This is a genomic window from Cryobacterium sp. Hh7 (assembly GCF_004403155.1).
Lineage (GTDB): Bacteria > Actinomycetota > Actinomycetes > Actinomycetales > Microbacteriaceae > Cryobacterium > Cryobacterium levicorallinum.
In genome coordinates this window covers 211,857-235,234 of record NZ_SOHG01000012.1, presented here as the reverse complement: position 1 = coordinate 235,234, position 23,378 = coordinate 211,857, and the positions used below count along the sequence as shown (strand labels likewise).

Below are 23,378 nucleotides of genomic sequence, written 5' to 3'. Positions count from 1 at the left end.
AACACCTTCGCAGGGGGATGCGAAGGTGTTTTCTTTGCCACTCGCCGGTGTAGGGGCCGGGAAGGCACGATTTGGGGCAGCGTGCGGCTGCTTTCGCTGAGGATCGGGTTCCCAGCGAGAGTCAGAACCTCAGGCGCTGACCGAGGCGGCGCGGAACGCGAACGCGCCAAGATCCGGAGAGACGCGCACACTGGTGTGGTCGCATCCCGAGCATTTGAGCAGGTAGACCGGGAGCGAGGTGCGCTCGGCGTGGGCCGGATTCGGGCTGAGCCGGGCTGGGGACCGACAGAAGGGGCAAGTCATGGTCATGCGATCTCCAGAGGTATTGTTGTCGGCTGCACGCCAGGTGTTGTTGTCGGCTGCACGCCCTTAGTCTGCTCCGCGCCCCGGCCCCGAAACAGTGCCAAAGGTCCCGTGCTGCGACAAAACCTCAGTTACCCGGATGCCGCGGCGCGCACCGGCCCGGTCTGGACGCCGCGTCGCTGCCATCGGCGCGCGGGCACCGGTCGGGGCGACGGTGCTGACGGCGCTGCGCGGGCGCCGAGCGGGCGCCGAGCTGGTGCGGTGCTGAAGGCGGTGCAGAAGGCGGTGCTGGGTGCCGGTGCGTTAGCGTTGACGGATGAGGGGATCGCGCGTGGGACCGGTTCGGCCAGGCGCGCGGCGGCCCATGCTGCTGCCGGCGGCCGTCGGACTCCTGGCGACCGGCGCTTACACCGTGTTGTCGGCGCTGCAGTGGCGCAGTTTCGCCGCGCCGTCCTGGGACCTCGGAATCTTCACCCAGCTGGCCCGGCAGTATGCCGCGCTCGAGGCTCCAATCGTGACGATCAAGGGCGACGGATTCAATCTGCTGGGTGACCACTTTCATCCGCTCCTGGTGCTGCTCGCCCCGATTTTCGCGATCTTTCCGCACGCCTTCACGCTGCTGGTCGTGCAGAATGCGCTCTTCGGTCTCGCCGCTGCGGCCCTGACCTACGGCGCGATGCGATTGCTCGGGCCGGTGACCGGCACGCTGTTCGGGCTGGCTTTCGCCTTCAGCTGGGGCCTGCAGGGCGCGGTGGAGGCGCAATTTCACGAGATCGCGTTCGCCGTGCCGCTCCTCGCGCTGTCGCTGACCGCGTTTCTGCTGCGCAAGTGGGTGGCCTGCCTGCTCTGGGCAATGCCGCTCGTGTTCGTCAAGGAGGACCTCGGCCTCACCGTTGCCGCCCTCGGCATCGTGCTGGCCGTGCGCAGCCGACATCCGTTTGGAGTGTGGCTCGCCGTCTGGGGTATCGGCTGGTTTGCGCTCGCGAGCCTCGTGATTCTGCCGCTGCTCAATCCGAACGGTGCCTGGGCCTACTCGAGCAGCATCGACCTGCCCGCTATTGTCAGCGATCCGGCCGCGTTGCTGCAGCCGCAGAAGGGGGTGACGCTGCTGCTGCTTCTCGTGGTCGGCGGCGTGATTGCGGTGCGCTCGCCGCTCGCCCTCGTGCTGCTGCCGACGCTGGCCTGGCGGTTTCTGTCCGATAACTCGGGCTACTGGGGTCCAACCTGGCAGTACAGCGCCGTGCTCATGCCCATCGTGTTTGCCGCCGCGCTCGATGGCATTGTGCTCGTGCGCATCAGTCGGCGGGGCTGGCTGCGCGGTTTCGGGCGGCGGGCGGCATCCGTTTCGATCGTCGCCGGTCTGGTGCTCGCGACGACGCTGCCGCTGTTCAAGCTGACGAATGTGTCGGCCAATTTTTCGACGGATCGCGCCGCTTCCGCGCAGGCCGCCCTCTCCGTTGTGCCCGACGGCGCCCGGGTCGAATCTGATATCGGGCTGATGAATTACCTGGTGGAACGAACGGATGTCTACTGGCTCGGCAACCAGAATCCGCTCCCCGACTATCTGGTGATAGACCTTGCGGCGGGCGGCCTGCCCGGCGAATGGAGTTCGGCGCAGGTCGTGGCCGAGGCCCTGCACCGCGGTGTGGTGTTCACCACGATCTACTCCGCCGGCGGCTACGAGGTCGCCCGCGCCCACTGAGCGTGCTGGCGTGGCCGACCCTGTTCGGGGCCCGGTCTGTTCGGGGCCTGGGCCCGGAAAGTGGGCCCATGATGGATCATGGGCCCACTTCCCGAAGGTGGGCCCAGCCTTCAGATTGTGGGCGCGTTCCCGTCACTGAGTGCCGTCAGTAGCGTGGCTGCGGCTTCCGGGTCGTCGACCGTCACGGCGAACTGGTTGCCGCGACGTAGGTTGACCACGAGGGCCGGGCTGCCCCTCATCACCGCGGCCGTGCACCCGCTCGTCAGGCGGTAGCCCCAGCCGCCCGACCGCAGCGGGCTTAGGGTCTCGGCGAACGCTGATTCCACCTGATCGAGCGACACCTGCTTCAAACGGATGCCCAGGAGCCGCGACACCACGCGCAGCCCGCGTTTGTCGACGCTCACTCGAACCTGCACAAAGCCCAGTGTGAACATCAGAATCACACCGAGGATCACCGCAATCAGGACGGCTGTTGACGAGTCTTGCGCGTCATCACCGAGCAGAGCGATCACGGCGACCACCCCGCCCAGCACGACCAATCCGCCGATAACGACCACGACCGGACTCGTCACCATCATGGTCCTGGGAACGTTCGAGCTCCCCGATCACGTGCGGGCCGAGACGTCCGCCGTCGCACTCATCCGGTCCAATCACGGACGGGCCGGTTGCTCCGACCTGCCTGATTGCCAGCTCCAGCTCGCGAAAGCGCGTGAATGGTTGCTCCGCCGAGTGACGTAGCAATTCACCCGCTTATGCGGCCGGTTATAGCCTCGGGGAATCGCCCAGCGGGCGTAGCGCAACATGATCGGCAGGTGCACTGGACAAGTCAGAAATATTTCCGATCTTTTGTCAGAATTACGTGAGGTTCCCTCGCGTTAATGTGCTTTTCGGGTTATAATTATGGATGAAGGAGGCGCCGACGCCATGACCCTCACCGCCCCGCCAGCAGCAGCCGGTTCGATCCCGGAGCCTGAAGGTTCTCGGGTGGCGGTGATTGCCCAGGCCGGTGCGATTCTGGCGGGAGCGTTGGACGGGGTGCGGTTTGGTCAGCTCGACGACTCCGAGGCGGTCGCGGTATTGGCAGCCCTGGAGAGGCTGGGTCGCAAGGTTGATGGGGCAAGGCTGCGGGCGACCACCGACATTGGTGCGCGTGCCGAAACTGACCTCGGCAACGGCTCATTGGCCTACAAGAACGGATGCCGCAACCGGGTCGAGTTCATCACCCAGCTCGCCGGCATCTCCGGCCGTGAAGCCAAACGTCGCCTGAAGCTCGGCGAGACCACGGTGGAGCGCACGCCTCTTGGCCTGCCCGTCCCCGCCCGGTACCCGGTCATCGCCGACGGGCTCGTCAGTGGCGACCTCGGGGTGGAATCGGCGGAGATCATCGCCACGACCCTGACCGCATTGCAGGGCCGGGTCGGTCCGGACGACCTTGACCGCGTCGAACGCGCTTTGGTCGCGTCGGCGACGGGAGCGATCACTCCGGAGACCGCGGGGCTGCCGGGAGCGGGCATCCGCTTCGCACCCGACTACCTGCGGGCGCAAGCGATGGAATGGCAGGGCCGGCTCGACCCCGACGGCACCGCCCCGGGCGACGACGCCGTCGAGGCGAAGAGCACGTTGACGTTCGGTCTGCTCCGCAACGGGCTCTACCCGCTGCGCGCCGACGTCACCCCCGAACTCCGCGGCATCATGGACACCCTCTTCGATACGTTCCTGTCGGCCCGGTCTCGCACCCCCATCTTCGTGCCCACCGAATCCCTCACGAGGACCAGCGTCGCCGAACTCAACGGCATTGAAAGCATCCCCGGCGCGGAGACCTTCGGCACGGAGCCATTCAGCGCCGCGGCTTTCAGCGCCGACCAGTTCACCGGCGACCCCCGATTCGACGGCGACCGTCGCACCGCCGGTGAGAAACGCGCCGACATCCTCCGCGCCGTGCTCGAGGCGGCCGCACGAGACCCGAAAACCCCAACCATGGGCGGAGCCGCCCCCACCGTCATGGTGCACATCAACGCCGTCGACCTCGACCAGGGCCGCGGCGTCGGCTGGATCGACGGCATCGAAGCACCCGTGTCGTTTCGCCGGGTGCAAGAACTCATCTGCGCCGGCGGCTACCAGCAGGTCCTCTTCGGCGAGAACCGCGACGTGCTCTACCTCGGCAGCAAAATCCGCTGCTTCACCGCCAAGCAGCGCGCGGCAATTGCCGCCCGCGACGGCGGCTGCATCATCCCCGGCTGCACCATCCCCGCCCGCTGGACCGAAGTCCACCACGTCCTCCCTTGGGAACAGGGCGGCCCCACCAACATTGAAAACGGAACACTCTTGTGCTGGTTCCACCACCACACCATCAACACAAACGGGTGGAAAATCCGCATGATCAAAGGCCGACCCCAGGTGCTCGGCCCACTGCTGTGGGACCCGTCCCAAACGTGGCGACCCGCCCAAACCCACCGAGCCAACACGCCCAGTCCGGAACCACCGTTTAAGAGACAGTCCCAAGACAGTCCCAGCACGTGAGCTGAAGTGTGTTCCAGGTGGCGGAGCAGTGCTGTTGGCGTAGCGTCCAGCGCTGAACGAGTCCGGCCCTTTCCTGAATTCGCCGTGGCTACATCCAAGTGGGTCGAAACCGCACGCGAGTGGCCTCCCGATTCGATACTGGGCGCAACGAGGGAGTATTCAGGGAATGGGCTGCGATCGCTATTGGCACCGTCACCGCTTTAGCCGTGGTCTTCAGCTAGCGCTTGCGACGGGCGAGGAAGGCATCCATTCGGGCGAACTTGGCCTCGGATTCGAACAGAATCGACTGAGCAACGTTGTCGACGAGCGGATGCGCCGCCCGCGGAGCGTGGAAAACTTCCTTGGCCAGACGGGTCGCCAGCGGGTCCTGCGCGGCGATGCGGTCGGCCAGCGCGTGGGCGGCAGCGAGCAGGTCGTCGGGGTCGTGCACCTCGGTGACCAGATGCACGGCAAGGCATTCGGGGGCGCTCAGAATGCGTCCGGCCAGGATGATCTCCTTGGCCACCGGCTCGCCGACGAGCTCGGCCAGTCGCCAAAGCGCACCGGCAGCGGGCAGAATGCCGAGGGCTGTCTCCGGATTGCCGATCCGGGCGCTCGTGGAGGCGATGCGAAAGTCAGCCGCATAGGCCAGTTCGGCGCCGCCGCCGAGCGCCCAGCCGTCGATCGCGGCGATCACCGGCATCGGCAGCTTCGCAATGCGGGAGAACAGCCCGGAGTTGATGCCGAGCAACGCGTCGTCGCGGCGCCGTTCGCGCAGCTGGGCGATGTCGGCACCCGAGGCGAAGACACCGTTCGCTCCGCTGATAATCAGGATACGCGGCTGCTGCTCCAGTTCAGCGCAAATTGCGTGCAGCTCATCGATCATGGTCTGGTCGATGGCGTTGCGCACGTCGGGCCGGTCGAGCTGCACGTGCACCCGGTCGGCGCGATGCTCAATCGTGAGAGTAGTGGGAATGCTGTTCATTGTGGGACGTCTCCGTTGAGGTCGGGGCTGGAATCGGGGTCTGTCGTACCGGCCGGGAACACCCGCTTGTAGTTGCGGCCGTCGGGCAGGGTCACCGTGCGGCTGACCAGGGTGCCGCGCCTCACCTGCAGGTAAATCGCCTGAGCGCTCACACCGCGTTCGGCCGCCGCCTCGGCGACGGACAGACCGGGGAGGTCGGTCGGCACACTGCTTGGCCGCACGGATCGTTTGCGGCCGGCTTCGAAGCGGGCGCTGATCTCGTCGTCGGTGCCGCCCCAACGCCATTTGGCCGCCGGAGGCTTGAGTCCGGTCGCATCAGCGATCTGGTCCCACGACACGTCAACAGCGAGGGCGCCGCGAACAGCGGCCAGGGTCGCCGGGTCCTGTTCGAGGGCGGTCTGCAGCAAGCGGATGGCGCGCAGCCGATCCAGGGGCGAACCAGCGGTATCCGTTTGCAGCGTCAGCACCCGCTCGAGCGCGGCCGCCGTGGTCGGCGCCAGAAACGATCCCATGCGTGGTCCCCCATCGAGTGTGCTGCGACTGGAGGCAGCAGCCCCATCTTGCCAGATCCAACGCGTCGTTTGAACAGATCACGCCAGCACGACGACCGAGTGCGGAGCCAGCTGCAGGGCGTTAGGCAGTCGGTCCTGCACAGCATCGCCAGCGGCGGCGAAGGACAGCACGACCTCTCCCCCGCCGGCCGGGATGTGCGCCGAACGCTCGCCGAGGTTGATCAGAATCTTGGTGCGGCCACGGTGCAGCCGCAGCCACCCCTCGGCCGCATCCAACTCGACGGCGATCTGGTCGAACCGGGGATCGGTGATATCGGGGTGGGTGCGGCGCAGCGCAGCCAAAGCACGGTAGAACTCGAGCAGTCGAGCGTGCTCGGGCTCGGCCAGTTCGTTCCAGTTGAGCTTGGAGCGCTCGAACGTCGCCGGGTCCTGCGGGTCGGGGACGATCGCCGGATTCCAGCCCATGCGGGCAAACTCGCTGATGCGTCCGGTGGCCGTTGCCGTGCCGAGTTCGGGTTCGGGATGCGAGGTGAAGAACTGCCAGGGTGTCGTCGCCCCCCATTCTTCCCCCATGAACAGCATTGGCGTATACGGCCCGAGCAGGGTCAGCGCCGCAGCAATTGCGAGCTGGCCGACATCCAGTTGGGCGCTGAGCCGGTCGCCGACGGCCCGATTACCGATCTGGTCGTGATTCTGGGATGCGACGACCAACCGCCAGGTGGGCATCCGTTCCCGGTCGATCCGGCGACCGTGGGTGCGCTCCCGAAAACTGGAATAAGTGCCGTCGTGAAAAAACCCGTGGGTGAGCACCTTGGCCAGGGCGTCGAGCGGCTCGAAGTCGGCGTAGTACCCCGAGGTTTCCCCGGTGAGGGCGACGTGCACGGCGTGATGAAAGTCATCGCTCCACTGGGCGTCGAGGCCGTAGCCGTTCGCCTCTCGGGGGGTGATGAGGCGCGGATCGTTGAGGTCGGATTCGGCGATCAAGGTGAGGGGCCGCCCGGTCTCGGCGCTGAGCGCGGCGACCTCGACGGAGAGTTGCTCGAGCAGGTGGGTGGCGCTGCTGTCGCGCAGCGCGTGCACGGCGTCGAGGCGCAAGCCGTCGACGTGGTACTCGCCGAGCCACATGAGTGCGTTGTCGAGAATGTATCGGCGCACCGGGTCGGAGTGCGGCCCGTCGAGGTTGAGCGAGGACCCCCAGGTGTTACCGGCGGCCTCGCTCAGGTAGGGACCGAACTGTGGCAGATAGTTGCCACTCGGGCCGAGGTGGTTGTAGACGACATCCTGAATGACGCCAATGCCACGCTGGTGGCAAGCATCGACGAAGGCCTGGTACGCGGCCGGACCGCCATAACCCTCGTGCACGGCGTACCAGAGCACACCGTCGTAGCCCCAATTATGGGTGCCGTTGAAGGCATTCACCGGCAACAGCTCGACGAAGTCGACGCCGATCGATTGCAGGTGATCAAGCCGGCTCGCGGCCGCCCCGAACGTACCCTCTGGTGTGAAGGTTCCCACGTGTAACTCGTAGATGACGGCGCCGGCCAGCTGCCTCCCGGTCCAGTCGGCATCCTGCCAAACATGCGCGGACGCATCGAAACTACGCGACGGGGCGTGCACCCCGGCAGGCTGCCGCCGTGATCGCGGGTCGGCGTACGGCCCGCGCCCGTCCACGATGAAGCCGTAGTCGATCTCGGCGTGCACCGCCGGTCGAGCGGATGCCGGCAGTTCCCACCAGCCGTCATCGCGGGCGGTAAGTTCCAGCCTTCGCGTGCCCAACACCAGCTGCACGGTCTGCGCGTCGGGTGCCCAGACCTCGAATCTTTGCTCGTTCATGTGTGACGTCCGATGCGGTGGGAAGGGCGGTCTCGGTCGTCGGCAGCCACCAGTAACGCCACCGGATACCGGGCCAGCACATCGGCGACTCGCAGGCTCGGGCCGTCAAGGCGCTGGCGCGTGAACACATCGACGACGGTGCGACCGGCCACGGCAATGGTCGTGTCGCGCCAGCCGCCGGCCTCGTGCAACCCGATCGGCAGCCGCGTGGCCACGGTGATCGCTCCCCCGCGGTCGAACGCGACGACATGGCCAGCAGCCGGGCCGAAGGCGGGTACGGGCAGGTAGCGGGTGAACAGCTCTGGCCGGTCGCCGCGCAGGTGCAGGGCGCTGGAGGTGACCAGCAGCTTGGCGGCGCCGGTCTCGTCGACCGGGGGGAGCCATCCGCTTTCCAGACGGGTCAGCAGCTCGCGGCGCAGCGCATAGTCGACCGGGCGACGATTGTCGGGGTCGACGAGCGAGGTCTCCCACAGCTCGCTGCCCTGGTAGACGTCTGGGACGCCCGGCATGGTCAGCTGCAGCAGCTTCTGGGAAAGCGAATTGCTCCACCCGGGCTGCTGCAGCCGGTCAACCAGTGCGGTGAGGAGATCGCGGGTAGGCCCCGACTCGACGGCGGCTGTGACGAGGTCGTCGAGAGCCGCTTCGAAACCGGTGTTCGGCTGGGTCCAGGTGGTCGACGTGCCGGCTTCGCGCGCGGCCTTGAGGGCGTAAGCGGCGAGCCGCTCCCGGCTGGCCGGCCAGGCGCCCACGATCGCCTGCCAGAGCAGGTTCTCGAAGGGCGCATCGTCGAGCGGATGCGCTGCCCGCAGCTGGTGCAGCGCCTCCGCCCACTCGGCGGGGATCTCGGCAAGCACCGCAATGCGCGCCCGCACGTCTTCGCCGCGTTTGGTGTCGTGGGTCGACAGCGTCGTCATCGAGTGCGGAAAACCCGCCTGACGCGTGCGCTGCCGCTTGTGAAACTCAGCCACCGGCACGGCGAACTCGTCGGGATCGGCCCCGACCTCGTTGAGCGAGGTCAACCGACTGAACCGGTAGTAAGCCCGATCTTCCACGCCCTTGGCCATGACCATGCCCGAGGTCTGTTGAAACCGCACGGCGGCCGGATGCCCCGGGTCGCCGAGCAGCGGCAGCATCCGGTCGATCTCGGATTGAAGTTCCGGGCGGCGGGTAGCCGAGCGGCGGGCCGCCTCGCGCAGATTCTCCGAGCCAACGGGCAGGTACGAGCGATAGACCGGAAACCAGGCCAGCAGGTCGGCCAGGGCCTCGGCGGTCTGTGCCAGGTTCCCCGTATCGCTCGGCACGAGTCGAGCGATACGCAGCACCTCGGAGCGCAGAATGCCGTCGGTCACGTCGCGCTTGTTGCGATAGACCAGGTCGGCCCAGTCGGTAGCGACGCCCTGCAGGCTGGCCTCGAGCGCATCGAGGGGCTCCTGGCCCGCCGGATCGACGAGCACCCGGTCGACGTCGGCGAGGGCGTCATAACCGGTGGTGCCGGCAGTCGCCCAGCTGGTCGGCAGCACTTCGCGCCCTTCCAGGATCTTCTCGACCAGAACGTAGCAGCCGTCGGTGGCCCGCCGCAGGGCTTCCAGGTAGCCGGCCGGATCGGCGAGCCCGTCGGGGTGGTCGACCCGCAATCCCTGCACGAGGCCGTCGCGCACCCAACGCACGATCTCGCGGTGCGATTCCTCAAACACCCACGGCACCTCGACCCGGATGCCAGCGAGGCTGTTCACCGCGAAAAATCGGCGGTAGTTCAACTCGGCGTCGGCGCGACGCCAGTTCACCAACTCGTAGTGTTGTCTGGAGTGCACCTCGGCCGGGCTGGCACCGTCATTGTTGCTTTCGGCCGCCAGGGGAAATCGGTTGTCAAAATAATGCAGCTCGCCGCCCACGATCTCGAGCCGGTCCAGTTCCGTGCTTTCATCCGAACCATCGTCGCCGAGAACCGGAATGCGAATCTTGCCATTGCCGAACGCCCAGTCGACGTCGAAGGCCTCGGCATAACGCGACTGCTGACCGTTCTGCAGCAGGTCCCACCACCAGGCGTTCTGCACCGGGCTGGCGACCCCCATATGGTTGGGCACAATGTCTACGAGCACGCCGCGCCCGGCCTGGTGCGCTGCCGTTGCAAGCCGGACGAGCCCCGCCGCACCGCCACGGGCCGGGTCGACCAGCGAGTGGTCGACCACGTCGTAGCCGTGATCCGATCCGGGTTCGGCCTTCAGCAGCGGCGACAGGTAGACCCAGTCAGCACCGAGAGAGCGCACGTAGTCCACGATTTCGGCCGCTGCATCGAGGTCGAATCCGGCCGTGATCTGCAGCCGATAAGTGCTCAGCGGCATCAGGTCAGGCCCGGGAGGGAGATCAACCCGGTGTTGCCCGCGAGTGACGCGGCCACCGAATGATCCGGGGCAGCTTCGGGTTCGTGATACGCGCGCAGAACCACGAGGGACCGACCAACTACCGTTTGAATGGCTCCGGCCGGACGGGCAATGGAATCGGCCCCCTCGCCGGCGGTGTCGACGACGATCTCCCAGGCCGGGGCGTACTCATCGGGCGGCAGCTTGAATTCGACGTCCTCGGCATCCGCGTTGAACAGGAGCAGAAAATTGACGTCGACGACCTCTTGCCCGCGCACGTCGCGTTCGCGGATTCCGTTGCCGTTGAGAAACTTGGCCACCGTGCGGGCCAGATTCTCGTCCCAGTCTTCTGACGCCATCGGCTCGCCGTCGGTGTTGAGCCAGACGATGTCGGGCAGGGACTCCCCTGCCACCCGTTTGCCCGGGCGTCCGTCGAAGAACCGGCTGCGCCGGAACGTCGGGTGCTCGCGGCGCAGGCGGGAGACCGCCGCCGTGAACTCGATCAGTGGCAGGTCGGCTTCGTCCCAGTGCACCCAGGTCAGCTCGGAGTCCTGCGCATAGGTGTTGTTATTGCCAAGCTGGGTGCGGCCCAGTTCGTCGCCGTGCAAGAGCATCGGGACCCCCTGCGACAGCAACAGGGTGGCCAGGAAATTGCGCGTCTGGCGGGCGCGCAGCCCGCGAATCTCGGGGTCGTCAGTAGGGCCCTCGACGCCGGAGTTCCAGGATCGGTTGTGCGATTCGCCGTCGTTGTTGTCTTCGCCGTTGGCATCGTTGTGTTTCTCGTTGTAGGACACGAGGTCAGCGATGGTGAAGCCGTCGTGCGCCGTGACGAAGTTGATCGAGGCCATCGGGCGCCGCCCTGAGTGCTCGTACAGGTCGGCCGACCCGGCCACGCGCGAGGCGAACTCGCCGAGCGTGGACGGCTCTCCCCGCCAGAAGTCTCGAACGGTGTCGCGGTACTTGCCGTTCCATTCCGACCACTGGGAGGGAAAATTACCGACCTGGTAGCCGCCCGGCCCGACGTCCCACGGCTCGGCGATGAGCTTGACCTGCGACACGATCGGGTCCTGCTGCACAAGCTCGAAGAAGGTGGACAGTTTGTCGACTTCGTACAGGTCTCGGGCCAGAGCGGAGGCCAGATCGAACCGAAAGCCGTCAACGTGCATCTCGAGCACCCAGTAGCGCAGCGAATCCATGATGAGCTGCAGCACGTGCGGGTGCCGAACATTGAGGGTGTTGCCGGTGCCCGTGTAGTCCATGTAGTAGCGCTTGTCGTCGTCCATGAGGCGGTAGTAGGCCTCATTGTCGATGCCCTTGAACGATAGGGTCGGTCCCATGTGGTTGCCCTCGGCGGTGTGGTTGTAGACCACGTCGAGGATGACTTCAATTCCGGCGGCGTGCAGGCTGCGCACCATGCCCTTGAACTCCTGCACCTGCTGACCGAGATCACCGGTGGAGGAATACGCGTTGTGCGGCGCGAAGAATCCGATCGAGTTGTAGCCCCAGTAATTGTTCAGGCCCTGCTCCATGAGGGTGCCGTCGTTCACGAACTGGTGCACCGGCATGAGTTCGATAGCCGTCACCCCCAATTTCTGCAGATGGTCGATGACCGAAGGATGCGCCAATCCCGCGTAGGTGCCCCGCTGGGTCTCCGGTACGGACTCCTGAAGCTTGGTGAGTCCCTTGACGTGTGCCTCATAGATGAGGGACTCACTGTATGGCGTGCGCAACGACCGGTCGCCGGTCCAGTCAAAGAATGGGTTGACGACCACGCCGAGCATCATGTGTGCGGCTGAGTCTTCGTCGTTCGGGGAATCCGGGTCGTCGAAGTCATAGGAGAACAGTGACGGATCCCAGTCGATGGCACCGGTCGTAGCCTTGGCGTACGGGTCAAGCAGCAGCTTGCTCGGGTTGAGCCGGTTGCCCGCTGCGGGGTTGTAATCGCCATGCACCCGGTAGCCGTAGCGCTGGCCCGGCTGCACGAGCGGAAGATAGCAGTGCCAGATATAAGCGGATGACTCGCGTACCTCGATGCGCGTCTCACCGCCGTCTTCATCAAAGAGGCACAGTTCGACTCGTTGGGCCGCCTCACTGAACAGGGCGAAGTTGGTGCCGCTCCCGTCAAAGGTTGCGCCGAGGGGGTAGGCGGTGCCGGGCCAGGTTTCCATGAGACTCCTCGAAGGGAAGGTGGGACACGGTCAGGTGCGAGTTGAGGGACACGGCAGCACCCGACGGTGGCCGCGCTTGGAGAATACGCTACAGGCATCCGCCGACATATCTGCCTTCCGCTAGAGCGGGAGTTGGTTGGGACCCTGAGAAGTTCCTCGCGGCGTTGGAAGGTCAGTCGCAGATCAACCCATCGGCCAACTTGTGCAGGCGGGCGTCCGCCGAATTTATGGGATCGTCGGCGACAGCCCGAATCCCATCGTGGATGCGGTGCGCCGAACCAACGGCTCGGCCAACGGCTCGGCCAACGGCTCGGCCAACGGCTCGGCCAACGGCTCGGCCAATTCATCGTCCGATCCATCGGATGATCTCGCTGAACACGCTGAACACGCTGAACACGCTGAACACGCAAGAATGGAGTCAGGCGCCGTCGGCGGTGCCACAACGAATGGAGCCACCATGACGGAATCCCAGCTCATAACTTTCTGGGGCAAGGCACGCGCACACATTATCGTGTCCCAGGCCGCCCCGACGTTTCTGCTGACCGCTGTCGTCGGCTTTCTCGCACTCGGGCTGGCAACCGCTGACCCGGCCGTGCGCATCGCTGCGGCAGGCATCCTGCTCGCCTCGGGTATTTTTGGTGCCCTTGCACAGATAAGTGCCGCCAACGAGGGTCTCGCCGTCATCGCCGACCTGCGGGCCCTGGAAGCGCCCAGCGCGCTCACCCGGTGCATCATTGCCATGGCGCCGTGGGTGAATGTCGTGCGCTACGTCACCCCGGCAATTTTCGTCATCGTTTACGTCGCCATTCTGGCGTCACTGTTCTTCAGCGCTCCCGCCATGCCCTTCGGCCGCTGAGGCAGCTGCCCTGGCGAGGGTTACGCCGAGCTCGCAACGCGGCGATCACGGCGTGCGCGCCACCAGGCCCAGGCCCGAGTGACGATCCGTTTAAGGAACGCACCCACCCGTCGAGCCGAGGCGAACTCCGTTCCAAGCACGGCGAGGCCCAGAAAAACGATGAGCCAGCCCGGCCCAGGCAGGGGGAGCAGAATGACTCCCACCAGAATGACGAGGGTGCCCAGCAGGGCAACCGCCAGGCGATAGGCGAAGAGCAGATAAGCATGCCCATCAACCCAGGCCCGTGCCCGACCCAACGCGCGACGCACCGGATGCCGGGGATCGGTGCCGGTGGCGATATCGCGGGAAAGGGTGTTAGACATGGCATTCAATGTATGACGCATGGCTGGGAAGACGCCGCCGGGAGTGGTCAGCCCGCCGATTCGCCGTCGAGGTAATACCAACGCCCCGTCACCTTCTGAAAGCGGCTAACTTCATGTTGCTGCCCGGGAATACCATCCTGGCGATAGTGAGCAGTGAATTCGACGACGCCGTCGCTATCGAGCATTCCCCCGCTCTCGATCCGCAGAATGTCAAGGCGACGCCAGGTGAGGGACGGGTCTAATTCGAGCGAGCTGGGCTTAGTGAGCGCATGCCAGGTGTCCAGCAGATACTGCGCGTGACCGAGTGCAAAGGCGCTGTAACGCGACCGCATCAACCACTGGGCGGTGGAAGGAACGGCCGCGCCGGCGTGAAACCGACCGCAGCAGGCGGAATAGGTGTCTCCGCTCAGGCAGGGACACCGCACATCCTCGTGCATAAAGCAGAACCTGTCTTAGTTGGCCTGTGCTCGTGAATAGGCCTCGCGAACGGTCGCCGCAATGCGCCCGCGGTCGGAAACCTGAATGCCATTGGCTGAAGCCCATGCCCGCACGGCCTGAAGCTCGGCACGATCCGACTTTGATCCGCTGGCGGCTCGCGCTTTCGCGGGAACATAGCCAACTCTGCGGGCAACGTCGGCGTAGGGCTTCAAGGCTGCACGAAACTCAGCGAGATTCTTTTCTGACAGATCGACCTCATAGGAGTCGCCCTCAAACGCGAAAGAAACGGATGCCCCCGAGCCATTCTCGATAACGGAACCGTCGAGGTCGTCTAACAATTGAACGGTGGTCTTCTTCATGCTGTAGATCTCCAATTTATGAGGGATGCATTCGGGACGCATATATTGAATTCGTGCTTGTGGGATTAACCACTAAGAGATTATCGCTGCCCAAAACTTTTTCCGGTACCCGCCACGCGGTATTTCTTCGGCAGCTTTGAACCTGGCAAGGATGCCACTCTTGCCCAGCCAGGTCGGGGACTCGACTAACTCTGGCACTCGCCTGCAGAAACTCACGAAAAAAACTCGTCACGAAGATTGCAACACTTTTTAGCCGGCTCCAAAAATACCGGGAGAGGGCACAGAAAAGCCCCGACACTGTCGGGGCTTTTCTAATCTGGTGGATCCGAGGGGATTCGAACCCCTGACCCCCTGCATGCCATGCAGGTGCGCTACCAGCTGCGCCACGGACCCAGATTGTCGTTTCGAATCTCTCCGAAACAACTTTATTAGCTTACAACACAGAATGTGATCTGCGAAACCGAAGCTACTCCGCGACCTCTTCCGTGTCGCCTTCTGCGTCAACTTCGGCTGCCACTTTGGCCGGAATCCCGGTCGGAATCACCGGGCAGTCCTTCCACAGGCGCTCTAGAGCGTAGTACTGGCGCTCTTCCTCGTGGAAGACGTGCACGACCAGGTCGCCGAAGTCAACGAGGACCCAGCGTCCGGCAGCGCGTCCCTCACGGCGGAGCGGCTTGTGGCCGGCCTCGATTAGCTTGTCTTCGATTTCACCGGCGATGGCAACGACGTTACGTTCGGAGCGTCCGGTGACGATGAAGAAAATATCAGCCAGGGGAAGCGGATTGGACACGTCAAGCGCAACCAGATCTTCCCCACCCTTCGAATCGGCGGCGGCAACGGCAATTTTGAGCAGCTCGAGGGCGTGCGGCGACGTGGTCATAACTGAATCCTTGAGATTGTGCCGCGGGGCGTGAATGCGCACGCGGCGATAATGGGGGGAACGGAGGGAAACGAGTCACATCGACGCGTCGGAGAAAATTGTGGGATCGATCCGCGTAGCGGCACTAGAAAATGCCCAACAGGTAGCCAGTCACGAAGAGAGCGAGAACACTGACCGCGAGGATCGCCGTCGTGATGACCAGAACCATGGGAAGCGACGCTCGCTGCTTCTTTGGCGGCGTCAGCATGCCGCGAGTCGAGGCATGCGTACTCACTGCGCGACTGGCACTGACCGGTGCCGAGTCGCCGCCAAGCTGGTCAGCATCGAGCTGGTCCATCATGTGGTCCATCTCGGACGAATCAAACAGATTGGGATGCGCCCCGGTGGAGCCAAGACTGCGTGGCAGATCGAAAGATCCCGTGATTATGATCTCACCGGTGTTGGAGATCGGACTCACGCTGGGGCCCTGATGCGGAATCGACGGCAGAATGAGCGCATTCGTCGTCGTTGGGATGCCGCCGGCGCCGATTCCGCGATTGATCAGTTCATCCAGCGACTGTTCAGGTGCGTGCACCGGCGTTTGCTCGCCCGAATCAACGGACCAGTGACCGACGGGCGGAGTCCAACCGGCGGGCTCACTCCGCTCCGATTCGATCTGCTCCGGTTCGATCTGCTCCGGTTCGATCTGCTCCGGTTCGATCAGCTCGGCCTCGATCAGCTCGGCCTCGATCAGCTCGGCCTCGATCAGCTCAGCCTCGGGAACCGCGGCCTCGGGAACCGCGGCCGCGCGCGCGACCGGCGCTGACACCGTCGGCACGGCATCCTCTTGCGCTGATTGATTCTGACGCGCCTGCAGGGCTCGCAGTTCGCGGCGGCTGAGGGCGGGCTCGACGGCGGGAACCGCAGACGGGGGTGTCGGGGTTTCCGCTGGTGCAGTGGATGCCGCCGACTCGGCCGGTTCGCTGGCCCGGTCGGGCGTGTGGTGGCGACTGGACCGCCGCGCGACTGGGGCACTCCCCGGGGCTGCCAGCGCAGCTGGGCGTAAGGCTGCGGGGGTCAGCGCGGGCACGTCAAGAACGGGAACGGGCTCCTGATGACGCGCAAGTTCACGCGCCTGACGTCGGCTGAGCGGCTGAGGCTCTCCCAACGTCATGCCACACTCCGATACAGATGATGCTTTGAGATGTACTGGACGACCCCATCGGGGACCAGATACCAGACCGGGAAACCCCGATTGACCCGTGCCCGGCAGTCAGTAGACGAAATGGACAGTGCCGGAACTTCCAACAAGCTTACGTCCTGGTTGGGTAAACCCGAAACGCTCAGCTCATGCCCCGGGCGACTCACAGCGACGAAATGGGCCAGCTGCCACAGCTCGCGCACGTCTTTCCACCCGAGAATCTGCGTGATGGCATCCGCTCCGGTGATGAAGAACAGTTCGGCGTCTGGTCGTTCCTCGTGCAGGTCCCGGAGCGTGTCGATCGTATAGGTCGGCCCGACCCGGTCGATATCGACGCGGCTGGTCGTGAATCGGGGATTCGACGCGGTGGCAATGACCGTCATCAGGTAGCGATGCTCCCCGCCGGTCACGCCGCTTTTTTGCCAAGGTTGCCCGGTGGGTACGAAGACGACCTCGTCCAGGTCGAAGCTCTGCGCCACTTCGCTCGCGGCGACGAGGTGTCCATGGTGGATGGGGTCGAAGGTACCGCCCATCACGCCGATGCGCGGACGACGAACTGTCACGTTACGATCAGGCTTCTAGTGGCCACCGGTACTGGAGCCGGGTCCGCCGTGCGCTGCCGCGTAGGCGTCGGCCTTGGCACTGTGACGGTTGGAGACATCGCGAAAGCTCCACAGCACGATGCCTAGGGCGAGGAACAACACGGCCGCGACCATCGGGTAGGCAATCAGGGGCAGCGGCAGGGCGATGTGCTCGACCTCGGTCAGCACAGCAGTCACAAAGGACATCGGTTCTCCATTCAGGCACAACGACCAGCACGCTGCTCGAGCTGTTCAAATCAAATTATGGGTGCGACGTTTCACGCCGCCGTCCCCATTCTAGCGGCAGCCAGCAGCGACCTGGCTAAAGCTACGAGCGCACCTGTCCGGTGCCGCGCACGATCCACTTGGTGCTGGTCAGCTCGGGCAACCCCATCGGGCCACGGGCATGCAGCTTCTGGGTGGAAATGCCCACCTCGGCGCCGAAACCGAACTCGCCGCCGTCGGTGAACCGAGTCGAGGTGTTGACCATGACCGAGGCCGAATCCACCTCGTTCAGGAACCGCTCCGCGTTCTGCAGGTCGTTGGTGATGATCGACTCGGTGTGCCCGGTCGAATAGCGACGGATGTGCGCAATCGCCTCGTCGAGAGAATCCACGATCGCGACCGAGAGGTCGAGGCTCATGTATTCGGTGGCCCAGTCATCGTCGGTCGCCGGGACGGCGGACGGGTGGAGGGCGCGGGTGCGGGCATCCGCGTGAATCGTCACCCCGGAGGCTTCCAGCTTGGCCAGCACGTCGGGCAGAAGTCGTTCGGCGGCGCTGCGGTGCACGAGCAGGGTTTCGAGGGCGTTGCAGACGCTGGGCCGGTGCGTCTTGGAGTTGTGCACGATGTCGATCGCCCACTGCTTGGTGGCCGTTTCGTCGAGGAAGATGTGCACGACGCCGGCGCCGGTTTCAATGACGGGAACCTGGGACTCGGTCACGACGGTGCGAATGAGGTTGGCGCTGCCGCGCGGAATGAGCACATCGACGAAGCCGCGTGCCTTCATGAGTTCGGTCGCGCCGGCCCGGCCGAAGGGATCGATGGTCTGCACCGAGTCGGGGTTGAGCCCGGCGGCGGCGATGGCGGCCTGGACGAGATCGATGAGAACTCGGTTGCTGTTCTCGGCGGCGGACCCACCGCGCAGCACGACAGCGTTGCCGCTCTTAATAGCGAGGGCGGCGAGGTCGACGGTCACGTTGGGGCGGGCCTCATAGATGACGCCGATGACGCCGAACGGCACGCGCACCTGGCTGATCTTGATGCCGTTGGGCAGGCTGCTGCCGCGCACGACCTGGCCGACCGGGTCGGTCAATAGGGCGATCTGGTCGACGGAATCAGCGAGAGCCGTGATACGCGCCTCGTCGAGCTTGAGCCGGTCGAGCAGCCCGGCGGTCAGGCCATTGGTCGCCCCAGCATCGAGGTCGATCTGGTTCGCCGTCACGATGGCCGCGACGTTCTCCCGCAAAGACTGGGCGATCAGCTTGAGCGCCTTGTTCTTCACCTCTGTCGGTGCCGAAGCGAGCGACAGAGAAGCGGTGCGAGCGGCCTCAAGGGTGGGCGTGAGCTGGGCGACATCGTTCAGTGACTGCAACATGCCCTCAAGTTTACCGGAGGGCCTGCCGAGAGACTATTTAGACTTTCTCAGCGGATGCGCTGGGCCGACGGTGCCGGCGAGGGTTCAAACCAGGTTCCGACCGGTTCGCCGCGCAACGCTTCGGCCACGAGTCCGGTCGCGGTGACGAGCACGGCGGTTCCGGCCTGCGCGGCGATCCGGGCAGCCGTGATCTTGGTGCTCGCTCCCCCGGTGCCCACCCCGTTGACCTTGGTCGCGCCGAATTCCATGCCGATCAGCGGATCGCCGGAAGCGACGTGGCTGATGCGCTCGGCGCCGGGCAGGTGCGGCGGGCAGGTGTAGAGCGCGTCGACGTCGCTGAGCAGCACCAGCAGGTCGGCGTCGATCAGGATGGCTACGAGGGCGGCAAGCCGATCGTTGTCCCCGAATCGAATTTCGTGGGTCGCCACCGTGTCGTTTTCGTTCACGATCGGCAGGATCCGCAACGCCATCAGGCGCTCCATCGCCCGCTGGGCATTGCCGCGGTGGGTGGCGTTATCGAGATCGCTCGCGGTGAGCAGCACCTGCCCGGCGACGATGTCGTAGCGGTCGAGGCTGTCCTGGTAACGAAAGATCAACAAATTCTGACCAACGGATGCCGCGGCCTGCTGGGTCGCCAGGTCGGTGGGGCGCTCCTGCAGCTTCAGGTACGGCATGCCGATGGCGATCGCACCCGACGACACCAGGATGACCTCGGTGCCGCGGCCATGGGCTTCGGCGAGGGCATCAACGAGCGGTGCGATCTGCCCGGAATTCTCGCCGCTGATCGACGAGGAACCCACTTTGACGACGATGCGCGCCGCCGAACGAACAAGTTCCTGCGAGCGGGCCCTCACTCGGAAACCATGAATAGTGCACGTATCAACAGACTGCAACCGCACATGTAACTGGTCCTCCGGCGAGAATTACGGACGCAACGGAAGCGACCAGAGGCAGTTTAGCGCAGCCGGGTCGGGCTCCCGATCCGGCTCAGAGCAGGGCGCGACGCTCTTCGCTGGCCGTCGGCTCGAACCAGGTGCCGACGTGCTCGCCGCGCAGGGCTGCAGCGGCCAGTTCGGTCGAGGTGACCAGAACGGCGGTTCCGGCCTTGGTCGCGAGGCGGGCGGCGACGACCTTCGTGCTCGCTCCCCCGGTACCGACCCCGGTCGCTCCACTTGAGCTGAACTCGAAACCGTCGAGCGGGTCATCCGCTGCGATGAAATCGAGCTTCTCGGCGCCGGGCAGGTGCGGCGGCTTGGTGTAGAGCGCGTCAACGTCGCTGAGCATAATGAGCAGGTCCGCGTGGATGAGCGTGGCAACGAGTGCGGCGAGACGGTCGTTGCTTCCAAAGCGCAGGCCGTACACGGCGACGGTGTCGTTCTCGTTGACGACGGGCAGGATGCGCAGGTCGAGCAGACGCTCAAGCGCGCGCCGGGTATTGCTGCGGTGCGGCTCCTTGAGGGCGTCGCCCTCGGTCAGCAGCACCGTGCCGGCGGCGATGCCGTACCGGTCCAGGCTTTCCTGGTATCGAAAGATGAGCACGTTCTGACCGACGGCCGCAGCCGCCTGCTGGGTGGCGACGTCACTCGGACGTTCTTCCAGGTTCAGGAATGGCATGCCGGTGGCAACCGCGCCGGAGGAGATGAGCACGACCTCGGTGCCGCGACCGTAAGACTCGGCCAGAGCGTCGACCAGTAGGGTGATCTGGTCGGAGTTGTCGCCGCTGATCGACGACGAGCCGACCTTCACGACGACCCGTTTCGCGCTCGCTACATTTTCTCTGGCTAAGCCACTCACTTCTGTACTTCTTCCGTTGTGTCGTTCTCGCTGTCGGCGTCGACGTTTGTTTCGTCGTCAGCGTCGACCTCGACCTCGACCTCGACCTCGACCTCGACCTCAGGGTCGACCGGGGCGACGCTGCCGTCCGCAGCCACCGTGACGTCGGCGAGGCGCACGTCCTCGTTGTATTCCTCTTCACCGGTCTGCCACATGCCGGCTTCGCGCTCACGAATGAGTTCGGCGCGGGCCGAGGACTTGGCATCCATCCTGCCGAAGTACTCCTCGCGGCGTTCGTTGCTGGTACGACGTTTGGGCTCGTCAAGGCGGGCGTCGGTTCCGCGGGGAGCCGTGATGAGTTCGGCGGTCGAGGTGAGCGTGGGCTCCCAGTCGAAGACGACACCATGGCCGGGGCCAATGATGACGGTCGACCCGGCGATGGCACCCGACTTGTACAGTTCGTTCTCGATACCGAGTTTGGCGAGTCGGTCGGCGAGGAAGCCGACGGCCTCGTCGTTGGTGAAGTCGGTCTGCTGGATCCAGCGTTCCGGCTTGGTGCCGAGGATGCGGTAGATATTGCCGAAGGTGCCACCCTCGACCTTGATGACGAAGCCACCCTCGTCGACGGCCTTGGGACGGATGATGATGCGCGGCTTCTTCGCTTCGGCTGCAGCTGCCTCGACGCGGCCCTGTTCGACGACCTCGGCGAGGGCATAGTTGAGCTGCTTGAGGCCCTCGTGGGTGACGGTGGAGATCTCGAAGACGCGGTAGCCGCGGGCTTCGAGGTCGGCCTTGACGAAGGCGGCAAGTTCGCGGCCTTCCGGTACGTCGATCTTGTTCAGGGCGATGAGCTGGGAGCGCTGCAGCAGCGGCTTCTGGCCCTCGGGCACCGGGTAGGCGTCCAGTTCACCGAGGATGACGTCGAGGTCGCTGATCGGGTCGCGGCCGGGCTCGAGGGTGGCACAGTCGAGCACGTGCAGCAGGGCGGTACAGCGCTCGACGTGGCGCAGGAACTCCAGGCCGAGGCCCTTGCCCTCGCTCGCGCCCTCGATCAGTCCAGGTACGTCGGCGATGGTATAACGGGACTCGCCGGATTCGACGACGCCAAGGTTGGGGTGCAGCGTGGTGAACGGGTAGTCGGCAATCTTGGGCCGAGCCGCGCTCATGGCGGCGATGAGGCTGGATTTGCCGGCGGAGGGATACCCAACGAGCGCGACATCCGCTACCGTCTTGAGCTCGAGGTAAACGTCGCCTTCCCAGCCGAGCGTGCCGAGCAGGGCGAAGCCGGGGGCCTTGCGCTTGGTCGAAGCGAGGGCAGCGTTACCGAGCCCGCCCTGGCCGCCGGGTGCGACGACGAGGCGCAGCCCGGGTTCATTCATATCGAGCAGCTCGTTGCCCTCGATGTCTTTGACGACGGTACCGATGGGCACCATGAGCTCACGCAGGTCGCCGTTGTGCCCGTTGCGGTGGTCACCCATTCCGGGGCCGCCATTGTCGGAGCTGCGGTGCGGTGAGCGGTGGTAGCCGAGCAGGGTGGTCGTGCTCGGATCGGCCACGAGCACGAGGTCTCCGCCGCCGCCGCCGTTGCCGCCGTCGGGGCCGGCGAGGGGTTTGAACTTCTCACGCTTGACCGAAACGCATCCGTTTCCTCCATTGCCCGCTCGTAAATGCAGCGTCACGTGGTCAACGAATGTGGCCATGGAGTGCCCCTTTCAGGTGGCGCAAGAAATGCTTCAAAACGAAGGTGCTATGAAACGTTGTGCGGTAAATCGGTACTGCGGTAAATCGATGCTGTGTTTGAACAACACCGCGGTGAAACACGTCAGGGCGGACCGAAGCCCGCCCTGACGATGTGCTGAAAAGCACCGTACTGTGAAAACCTACTCGGCTGCCACCACGATGTTGATGACCTTGCGGCCACCCTTGGCACCGAACTGCACGGAGCCGGCTGCCAGGGCGAAGAGCGTGTCGTCGCCGCCACGGCCGACGTTGACGCCGGGGTGGAAGTGCGTGCCGCGCTGACGAACGATGATCTCGCCCGCTCCGACAACCTGACCACCGAAGCGCTTCACGCCGAGGCGCTGAGCGTTCGAGTCACGACCGTTGCGAGTGGAACTCGCACCTTTTTTATGTGCCATCTGTCTATCTCCTCAGGCCTAGGCGATGCCGGTAACCTGAACGCGAGTGAGCTCCTGACGGTGCCCCTGACGCTTCTTGTACCCGGTCTTGTTCTTGAACTTCTGGATGACGATCTTCGGACCGCGAAGGTTGTTCAAAACCTCAGCGGTGACCTTGATCTTGGCCAGCGACGCCCCGTCAGAGGTGATCTTGTCGCCGTCGACGAGAAGCACGGCGGCCAGCTCGACGTTGCCGTCCTTGTCAGCCTTGATTCGGTCCATCGTCACGATGGTACCGACCTCTACCTTCTCCTGCCGCCCTCCGGCGCGCACAACTGCGTAAACCACTTTACGTACCAATCTCTGGGGAGCCCAAGGCTCCGAATCTGAAAACTCACTAGTGTGAATTGACTGCTGTAATTGACTGCAGCGTACGAACCGGTTGGCTGCGCACACTCAGAAAACCTTGGCATTTGCGTTGATTTTGCCTAACGCACACCAAGGGTTGACTTTACCTGATTCGCTACCCGCGGTCAAACCAACGGCGCGGCGTGTCTGAACCACATCTGAAACACGGTGCGGCTCGTAGACTTCGATCATGGCAATACTTATCGACCAGCCTAGCTGGCCGGCGCACGGAACGGTGTGGGCACACCTCGTGAGCGACTTGAATCTTGACGAATTACACGCCTTCGCCGCTGTCGCCGGCCTTCCGCGGCGCGGATTCGACCTGGATCACTACGACGTGCCGGAAGCCAGCTACCACGAGCTGGTGGCCGCCGGCGCTCTCCCGGTCACCTTTCGCGAGATGATCGTGCGGTTGCGCGCCAGTGGCCTGCGGGTGACCGCTCGGGAGCGCCGCGGGCTGTAGCC

General features: G+C 64.9%; 26 protein-coding genes and 1 tRNA gene. 5 read left to right on the top strand and 22 right to left on the bottom strand.

Going from position 1 to position 23,378, the window contains the following annotated elements; translation table 11 throughout:
- Positions 1–129: 129 nt before the first annotated feature.
- Entirely contained in the window at positions 130–309 is a 180-nt protein-coding gene (locus tag E3T43_RS02520) for a hypothetical protein (RefSeq protein ID WP_134471203.1), read from the bottom strand.
- 310 nt (positions 310–619) lie between these two features.
- Here E3T43_RS02520 and E3T43_RS02515 point away from each other — a divergent pair, with 310 nt between their 5' ends.
- A complete protein-coding gene (locus tag E3T43_RS02515) occupies positions 620–2,005 on the top strand; it encodes a DUF2079 domain-containing protein (protein ID WP_134471202.1) in 1,386 nt (461 codons plus the stop codon).
- Between the two features lie 110 nt (positions 2,006–2,115).
- Here the strand turns inward: E3T43_RS02515 and E3T43_RS02510 are convergent, their stop codons facing one another.
- On the bottom strand, positions 2,116–2,583 hold the full coding sequence (locus E3T43_RS02510; protein WP_134471201.1) for a hypothetical protein: 468 nt from the start codon (positions 2,581–2,583) through the stop codon (positions 2,116–2,118).
- Positions 2,584–2,929: 346 nt separating this feature from the next.
- Between E3T43_RS02510 and E3T43_RS02505 the strand changes: the two genes are divergently transcribed.
- The gene (locus E3T43_RS02505; protein ID WP_166791211.1) at positions 2,930–4,525 is read left to right on the top strand and encodes an HNH endonuclease signature motif containing protein; all 1,596 of its coding nucleotides are present in this window, start codon (positions 2,930–2,932) and stop codon (positions 4,523–4,525) included.
- A 217-nt stretch (positions 4,526–4,742) separates the two neighbouring features.
- Here E3T43_RS02505 and E3T43_RS02500 read toward each other — a convergent pair whose 3' ends face one another.
- The 5 genes from E3T43_RS02500 to glgX all read right to left on the bottom strand — a co-directional run bounded on the left by E3T43_RS02500 (position 4,743) and on the right by glgX (position 12,362).
- Entirely contained in the window at positions 4,743–5,489 is a 747-nt protein-coding gene (locus E3T43_RS02500) for an enoyl-CoA hydratase/isomerase family protein (RefSeq protein ID WP_134441233.1), read from the bottom strand.
- On the bottom strand, positions 5,486–6,001 hold the full coding sequence (locus tag E3T43_RS02495; protein WP_134471199.1) for a hypothetical protein: 516 nt from the start codon (positions 5,999–6,001) through the stop codon (positions 5,486–5,488). The genes E3T43_RS02500 and E3T43_RS02495 overlap by 4 nt, the downstream gene beginning before the upstream one ends.
- Before the next feature lie 78 nt (positions 6,002–6,079).
- Entirely contained in the window at positions 6,080–7,834 is a 1,755-nt protein-coding gene (treZ, locus tag E3T43_RS02490) for a malto-oligosyltrehalose trehalohydrolase (protein WP_134471198.1), read from the bottom strand.
- Positions 7,831–10,176 carry a malto-oligosyltrehalose synthase gene (gene treY, locus E3T43_RS02485; RefSeq protein WP_134471197.1) on the bottom strand — a complete coding sequence of 782 codons (2,346 nt, stop codon included), beginning with the start codon at positions 10,174–10,176 and terminating at the stop codon, positions 7,831–7,833. The genes treZ and treY overlap by 4 nt, the downstream gene beginning before the upstream one ends.
- Positions 10,176–12,362: a glycogen debranching protein GlgX gene (gene glgX / locus E3T43_RS02480; protein WP_134471196.1), complete on the bottom strand. Its 2,187-nt coding sequence runs from the start codon at positions 12,360–12,362 to the stop codon at positions 10,176–10,178. The genes treY and glgX overlap by 1 nt, the downstream gene beginning before the upstream one ends.
- A 263-nt stretch (positions 12,363–12,625) precedes the next feature.
- On the opposite strand from glgX, the gene E3T43_RS19645 reads away from it, so the two are divergent.
- Positions 12,626–12,823: a PT domain-containing protein gene (locus E3T43_RS19645; RefSeq protein ID WP_370449861.1), complete on the top strand. Its 198-nt coding sequence runs from the start codon at positions 12,626–12,628 to the stop codon at positions 12,821–12,823.
- The gene (locus E3T43_RS02470; protein ID WP_134471194.1) at positions 12,820–13,218 is read left to right on the top strand and encodes a hypothetical protein; all 399 of its coding nucleotides are present in this window, start codon (positions 12,820–12,822) and stop codon (positions 13,216–13,218) included. Before E3T43_RS19645 ends, E3T43_RS02470 begins: the two co-directional genes overlap by 4 nt.
- A gap of 20 nt (positions 13,219–13,238) precedes the next feature.
- Here E3T43_RS02470 and E3T43_RS02465 read toward each other — a convergent pair whose 3' ends face one another.
- The 15 genes from E3T43_RS02465 to E3T43_RS18630 all read right to left on the bottom strand — a co-directional run bounded on the left by E3T43_RS02465 (position 13,239) and on the right by E3T43_RS18630 (position 23,105).
- The gene (locus tag E3T43_RS02465; RefSeq protein WP_134471193.1) at positions 13,239–13,580 is read right to left on the bottom strand and encodes a TIGR02611 family protein; all 342 of its coding nucleotides are present in this window, start codon (positions 13,578–13,580) and stop codon (positions 13,239–13,241) included.
- 47 nt (positions 13,581–13,627) lie between these two features.
- Positions 13,628–14,017, bottom strand: coding sequence for a YchJ family protein (locus tag E3T43_RS02460; RefSeq protein ID WP_134471192.1), 390 nt, complete (start codon positions 14,015–14,017; stop codon positions 13,628–13,630).
- A 15-nt stretch (positions 14,018–14,032) separates the two neighbouring features.
- Positions 14,033–14,377 (bottom strand): Lsr2 family protein, encoded by a 345-nt coding sequence (locus E3T43_RS02455; protein ID WP_134471191.1) that lies wholly within the window; start codon positions 14,375–14,377, stop codon positions 14,033–14,035.
- Positions 14,378–14,694: 317 nt separating this feature from the next.
- Positions 14,695–14,770 (bottom strand) — tRNA-Ala (locus E3T43_RS02450).
- Between the two features lie 73 nt (positions 14,771–14,843).
- Entirely contained in the window at positions 14,844–15,257 is a 414-nt protein-coding gene (rsfS, locus tag E3T43_RS02445; RefSeq protein WP_104133119.1) for a ribosome silencing factor, read from the bottom strand.
- A 124-nt stretch (positions 15,258–15,381) separates the two neighbouring features.
- Positions 15,382–16,410, bottom strand: coding sequence for a hypothetical protein (locus E3T43_RS02440; protein WP_134471190.1), 1,029 nt, complete (start codon positions 16,408–16,410; stop codon positions 15,382–15,384).
- Positions 16,407–17,000, bottom strand: coding sequence for a nicotinate-nucleotide adenylyltransferase (gene nadD / locus E3T43_RS02435; RefSeq protein ID WP_092450772.1), 594 nt, complete (start codon positions 16,998–17,000; stop codon positions 16,407–16,409). The genes E3T43_RS02440 and nadD overlap by 4 nt, the downstream gene beginning before the upstream one ends.
- A 15-nt stretch (positions 17,001–17,015) precedes the next feature.
- Positions 17,016–17,225: a hypothetical protein gene (locus tag E3T43_RS02430; protein WP_134471189.1), complete on the bottom strand. Its 210-nt coding sequence runs from the start codon at positions 17,223–17,225 to the stop codon at positions 17,016–17,018.
- A 121-nt stretch (positions 17,226–17,346) separates the two neighbouring features.
- Positions 17,347–18,615: a glutamate-5-semialdehyde dehydrogenase gene (locus E3T43_RS02425; protein ID WP_134471188.1), complete on the bottom strand. Its 1,269-nt coding sequence runs from the start codon at positions 18,613–18,615 to the stop codon at positions 17,347–17,349.
- A 47-nt stretch (positions 18,616–18,662) separates the two neighbouring features.
- Positions 18,663–19,469 (bottom strand): glutamate 5-kinase, encoded by an 807-nt coding sequence (proB, locus tag E3T43_RS02420; protein WP_134441221.1) that lies wholly within the window; start codon positions 19,467–19,469, stop codon positions 18,663–18,665.
- Positions 19,470–19,602: 133 nt separating this feature from the next.
- A complete protein-coding gene (gene proB, locus E3T43_RS02415; protein WP_092450780.1) occupies positions 19,603–20,409 on the bottom strand; it encodes a glutamate 5-kinase in 807 nt (268 codons plus the stop codon).
- Positions 20,406–22,088: a GTPase ObgE gene (gene obgE / locus E3T43_RS02410; RefSeq protein WP_134471187.1), complete on the bottom strand. Its 1,683-nt coding sequence runs from the start codon at positions 22,086–22,088 to the stop codon at positions 20,406–20,408. Before obgE ends, proB (E3T43_RS02415) begins: the two co-directional genes overlap by 4 nt.
- 180 nt (positions 22,089–22,268) lie before the next feature.
- Positions 22,269–22,526: a 50S ribosomal protein L27 gene (rpmA, locus tag E3T43_RS02405; protein ID WP_092450784.1), complete on the bottom strand. Its 258-nt coding sequence runs from the start codon at positions 22,524–22,526 to the stop codon at positions 22,269–22,271.
- Positions 22,527–22,544: 18 nt separating this feature from the next.
- Positions 22,545–22,853: a 50S ribosomal protein L21 gene (gene rplU, locus E3T43_RS02400; protein WP_092450786.1), complete on the bottom strand. Its 309-nt coding sequence runs from the start codon at positions 22,851–22,853 to the stop codon at positions 22,545–22,547.
- Positions 22,854–22,961: 108 nt separating this feature from the next.
- Complete coding sequence (locus E3T43_RS18630; protein ID WP_158251689.1) at positions 22,962–23,105, bottom strand: hypothetical protein; 144 nt, start codon at positions 23,103–23,105, stop codon at positions 22,962–22,964.
- Between E3T43_RS18630 and E3T43_RS02395 the strand changes: the two genes are divergently transcribed.
- A complete protein-coding gene (locus E3T43_RS02395; protein ID WP_134471186.1) occupies positions 23,104–23,376 on the top strand; it encodes a DUF4031 domain-containing protein in 273 nt (90 codons plus the stop codon). The two genes, E3T43_RS18630 and E3T43_RS02395, sit on opposite strands and share 2 nt — an antisense overlap.
- Positions 23,377–23,378 lie beyond the last annotated feature (2 nt).

What these genes read in the sequence shown, in the direction of transcription:
- E3T43_RS02520 (WP_134471203.1), bottom strand. Translation starts at nt 309, where the DNA reads ATGACCATGACTTGCCCCTTCTGTCGGTCCCCAGCCCGGCTCAGCCCG.
- E3T43_RS02500 (WP_134441233.1), bottom strand. Translation starts at nt 5,489, where the DNA reads ATGAACAGCATTCCCACTACTCTCACGATTGAGCATCGCGCCGACCGG.
- treY (WP_134471197.1), bottom strand. Translation starts at nt 10,176, where the DNA reads ATGCCGCTGAGCACTTATCGGCTGCAGATCACGGCCGGATTCGACCTC.
- glgX (WP_134471196.1), bottom strand. Translation starts at nt 12,362, where the DNA reads ATGGAAACCTGGCCCGGCACCGCCTACCCCCTCGGCGCAACCTTTGAC.
- E3T43_RS02440 (WP_134471190.1), bottom strand. Translation starts at nt 16,410, where the DNA reads ATGACGTTGGGAGAGCCTCAGCCGCTCAGCCGACGTCAGGCGCGTGAA.
- E3T43_RS19645 (WP_370449861.1), top strand. Translation starts at nt 12,626, where the DNA reads ATGCGGTGCGCCGAACCAACGGCTCGGCCAACGGCTCGGCCAACGGCT.
- E3T43_RS02430 (WP_134471189.1), bottom strand. Translation starts at nt 17,225, where the DNA reads ATGTCCTTTGTGACTGCTGTGCTGACCGAGGTCGAGCACATCGCCCTG.
- E3T43_RS02495 (WP_134471199.1), bottom strand. Translation starts at nt 6,001, where the DNA reads ATGGGATCGTTTCTGGCGCCGACCACGGCGGCCGCGCTCGAGCGGGTG.
- E3T43_RS02505 (WP_166791211.1), top strand. Translation starts at nt 2,930, where the DNA reads ATGACCCTCACCGCCCCGCCAGCAGCAGCCGGTTCGATCCCGGAGCCT.
- E3T43_RS18630 (WP_158251689.1), bottom strand. Translation starts at nt 23,105, where the DNA reads ATGATCGAAGTCTACGAGCCGCACCGTGTTTCAGATGTGGTTCAGACA.
- E3T43_RS02470 (WP_134471194.1), top strand. Translation starts at nt 12,820, where the DNA reads ATGACGGAATCCCAGCTCATAACTTTCTGGGGCAAGGCACGCGCACAC.
- E3T43_RS02515 (WP_134471202.1), top strand. Translation starts at nt 620, where the DNA reads ATGAGGGGATCGCGCGTGGGACCGGTTCGGCCAGGCGCGCGGCGGCCC.
- E3T43_RS02460 (WP_134471192.1), bottom strand. Translation starts at nt 14,017, where the DNA reads ATGCACGAGGATGTGCGGTGTCCCTGCCTGAGCGGAGACACCTATTCC.
- treZ (WP_134471198.1), bottom strand. Translation starts at nt 7,834, where the DNA reads ATGAACGAGCAAAGATTCGAGGTCTGGGCACCCGACGCGCAGACCGTG.
- E3T43_RS02455 (WP_134471191.1), bottom strand. Translation starts at nt 14,377, where the DNA reads ATGAAGAAGACCACCGTTCAATTGTTAGACGACCTCGACGGTTCCGTT.
- E3T43_RS02425 (WP_134471188.1), bottom strand. Translation starts at nt 18,615, where the DNA reads ATGTTGCAGTCACTGAACGATGTCGCCCAGCTCACGCCCACCCTTGAG.
- rpmA (WP_092450784.1), bottom strand. Translation starts at nt 22,526, where the DNA reads ATGGCACATAAAAAAGGTGCGAGTTCCACTCGCAACGGTCGTGACTCG.
- E3T43_RS02465 (WP_134471193.1), bottom strand. Translation starts at nt 13,580, where the DNA reads ATGTCTAACACCCTTTCCCGCGATATCGCCACCGGCACCGATCCCCGG.
- obgE (WP_134471187.1), bottom strand. Translation starts at nt 22,088, where the DNA reads ATGGCCACATTCGTTGACCACGTGACGCTGCATTTACGAGCGGGCAAT.
- E3T43_RS02510 (WP_134471201.1), bottom strand. Translation starts at nt 2,583, where the DNA reads ATGATGGTGACGAGTCCGGTCGTGGTCGTTATCGGCGGATTGGTCGTG.
- rsfS (WP_104133119.1), bottom strand. Translation starts at nt 15,257, where the DNA reads ATGACCACGTCGCCGCACGCCCTCGAGCTGCTCAAAATTGCCGTTGCC.
- E3T43_RS02395 (WP_134471186.1), top strand. Translation starts at nt 23,104, where the DNA reads ATGGCAATACTTATCGACCAGCCTAGCTGGCCGGCGCACGGAACGGTG.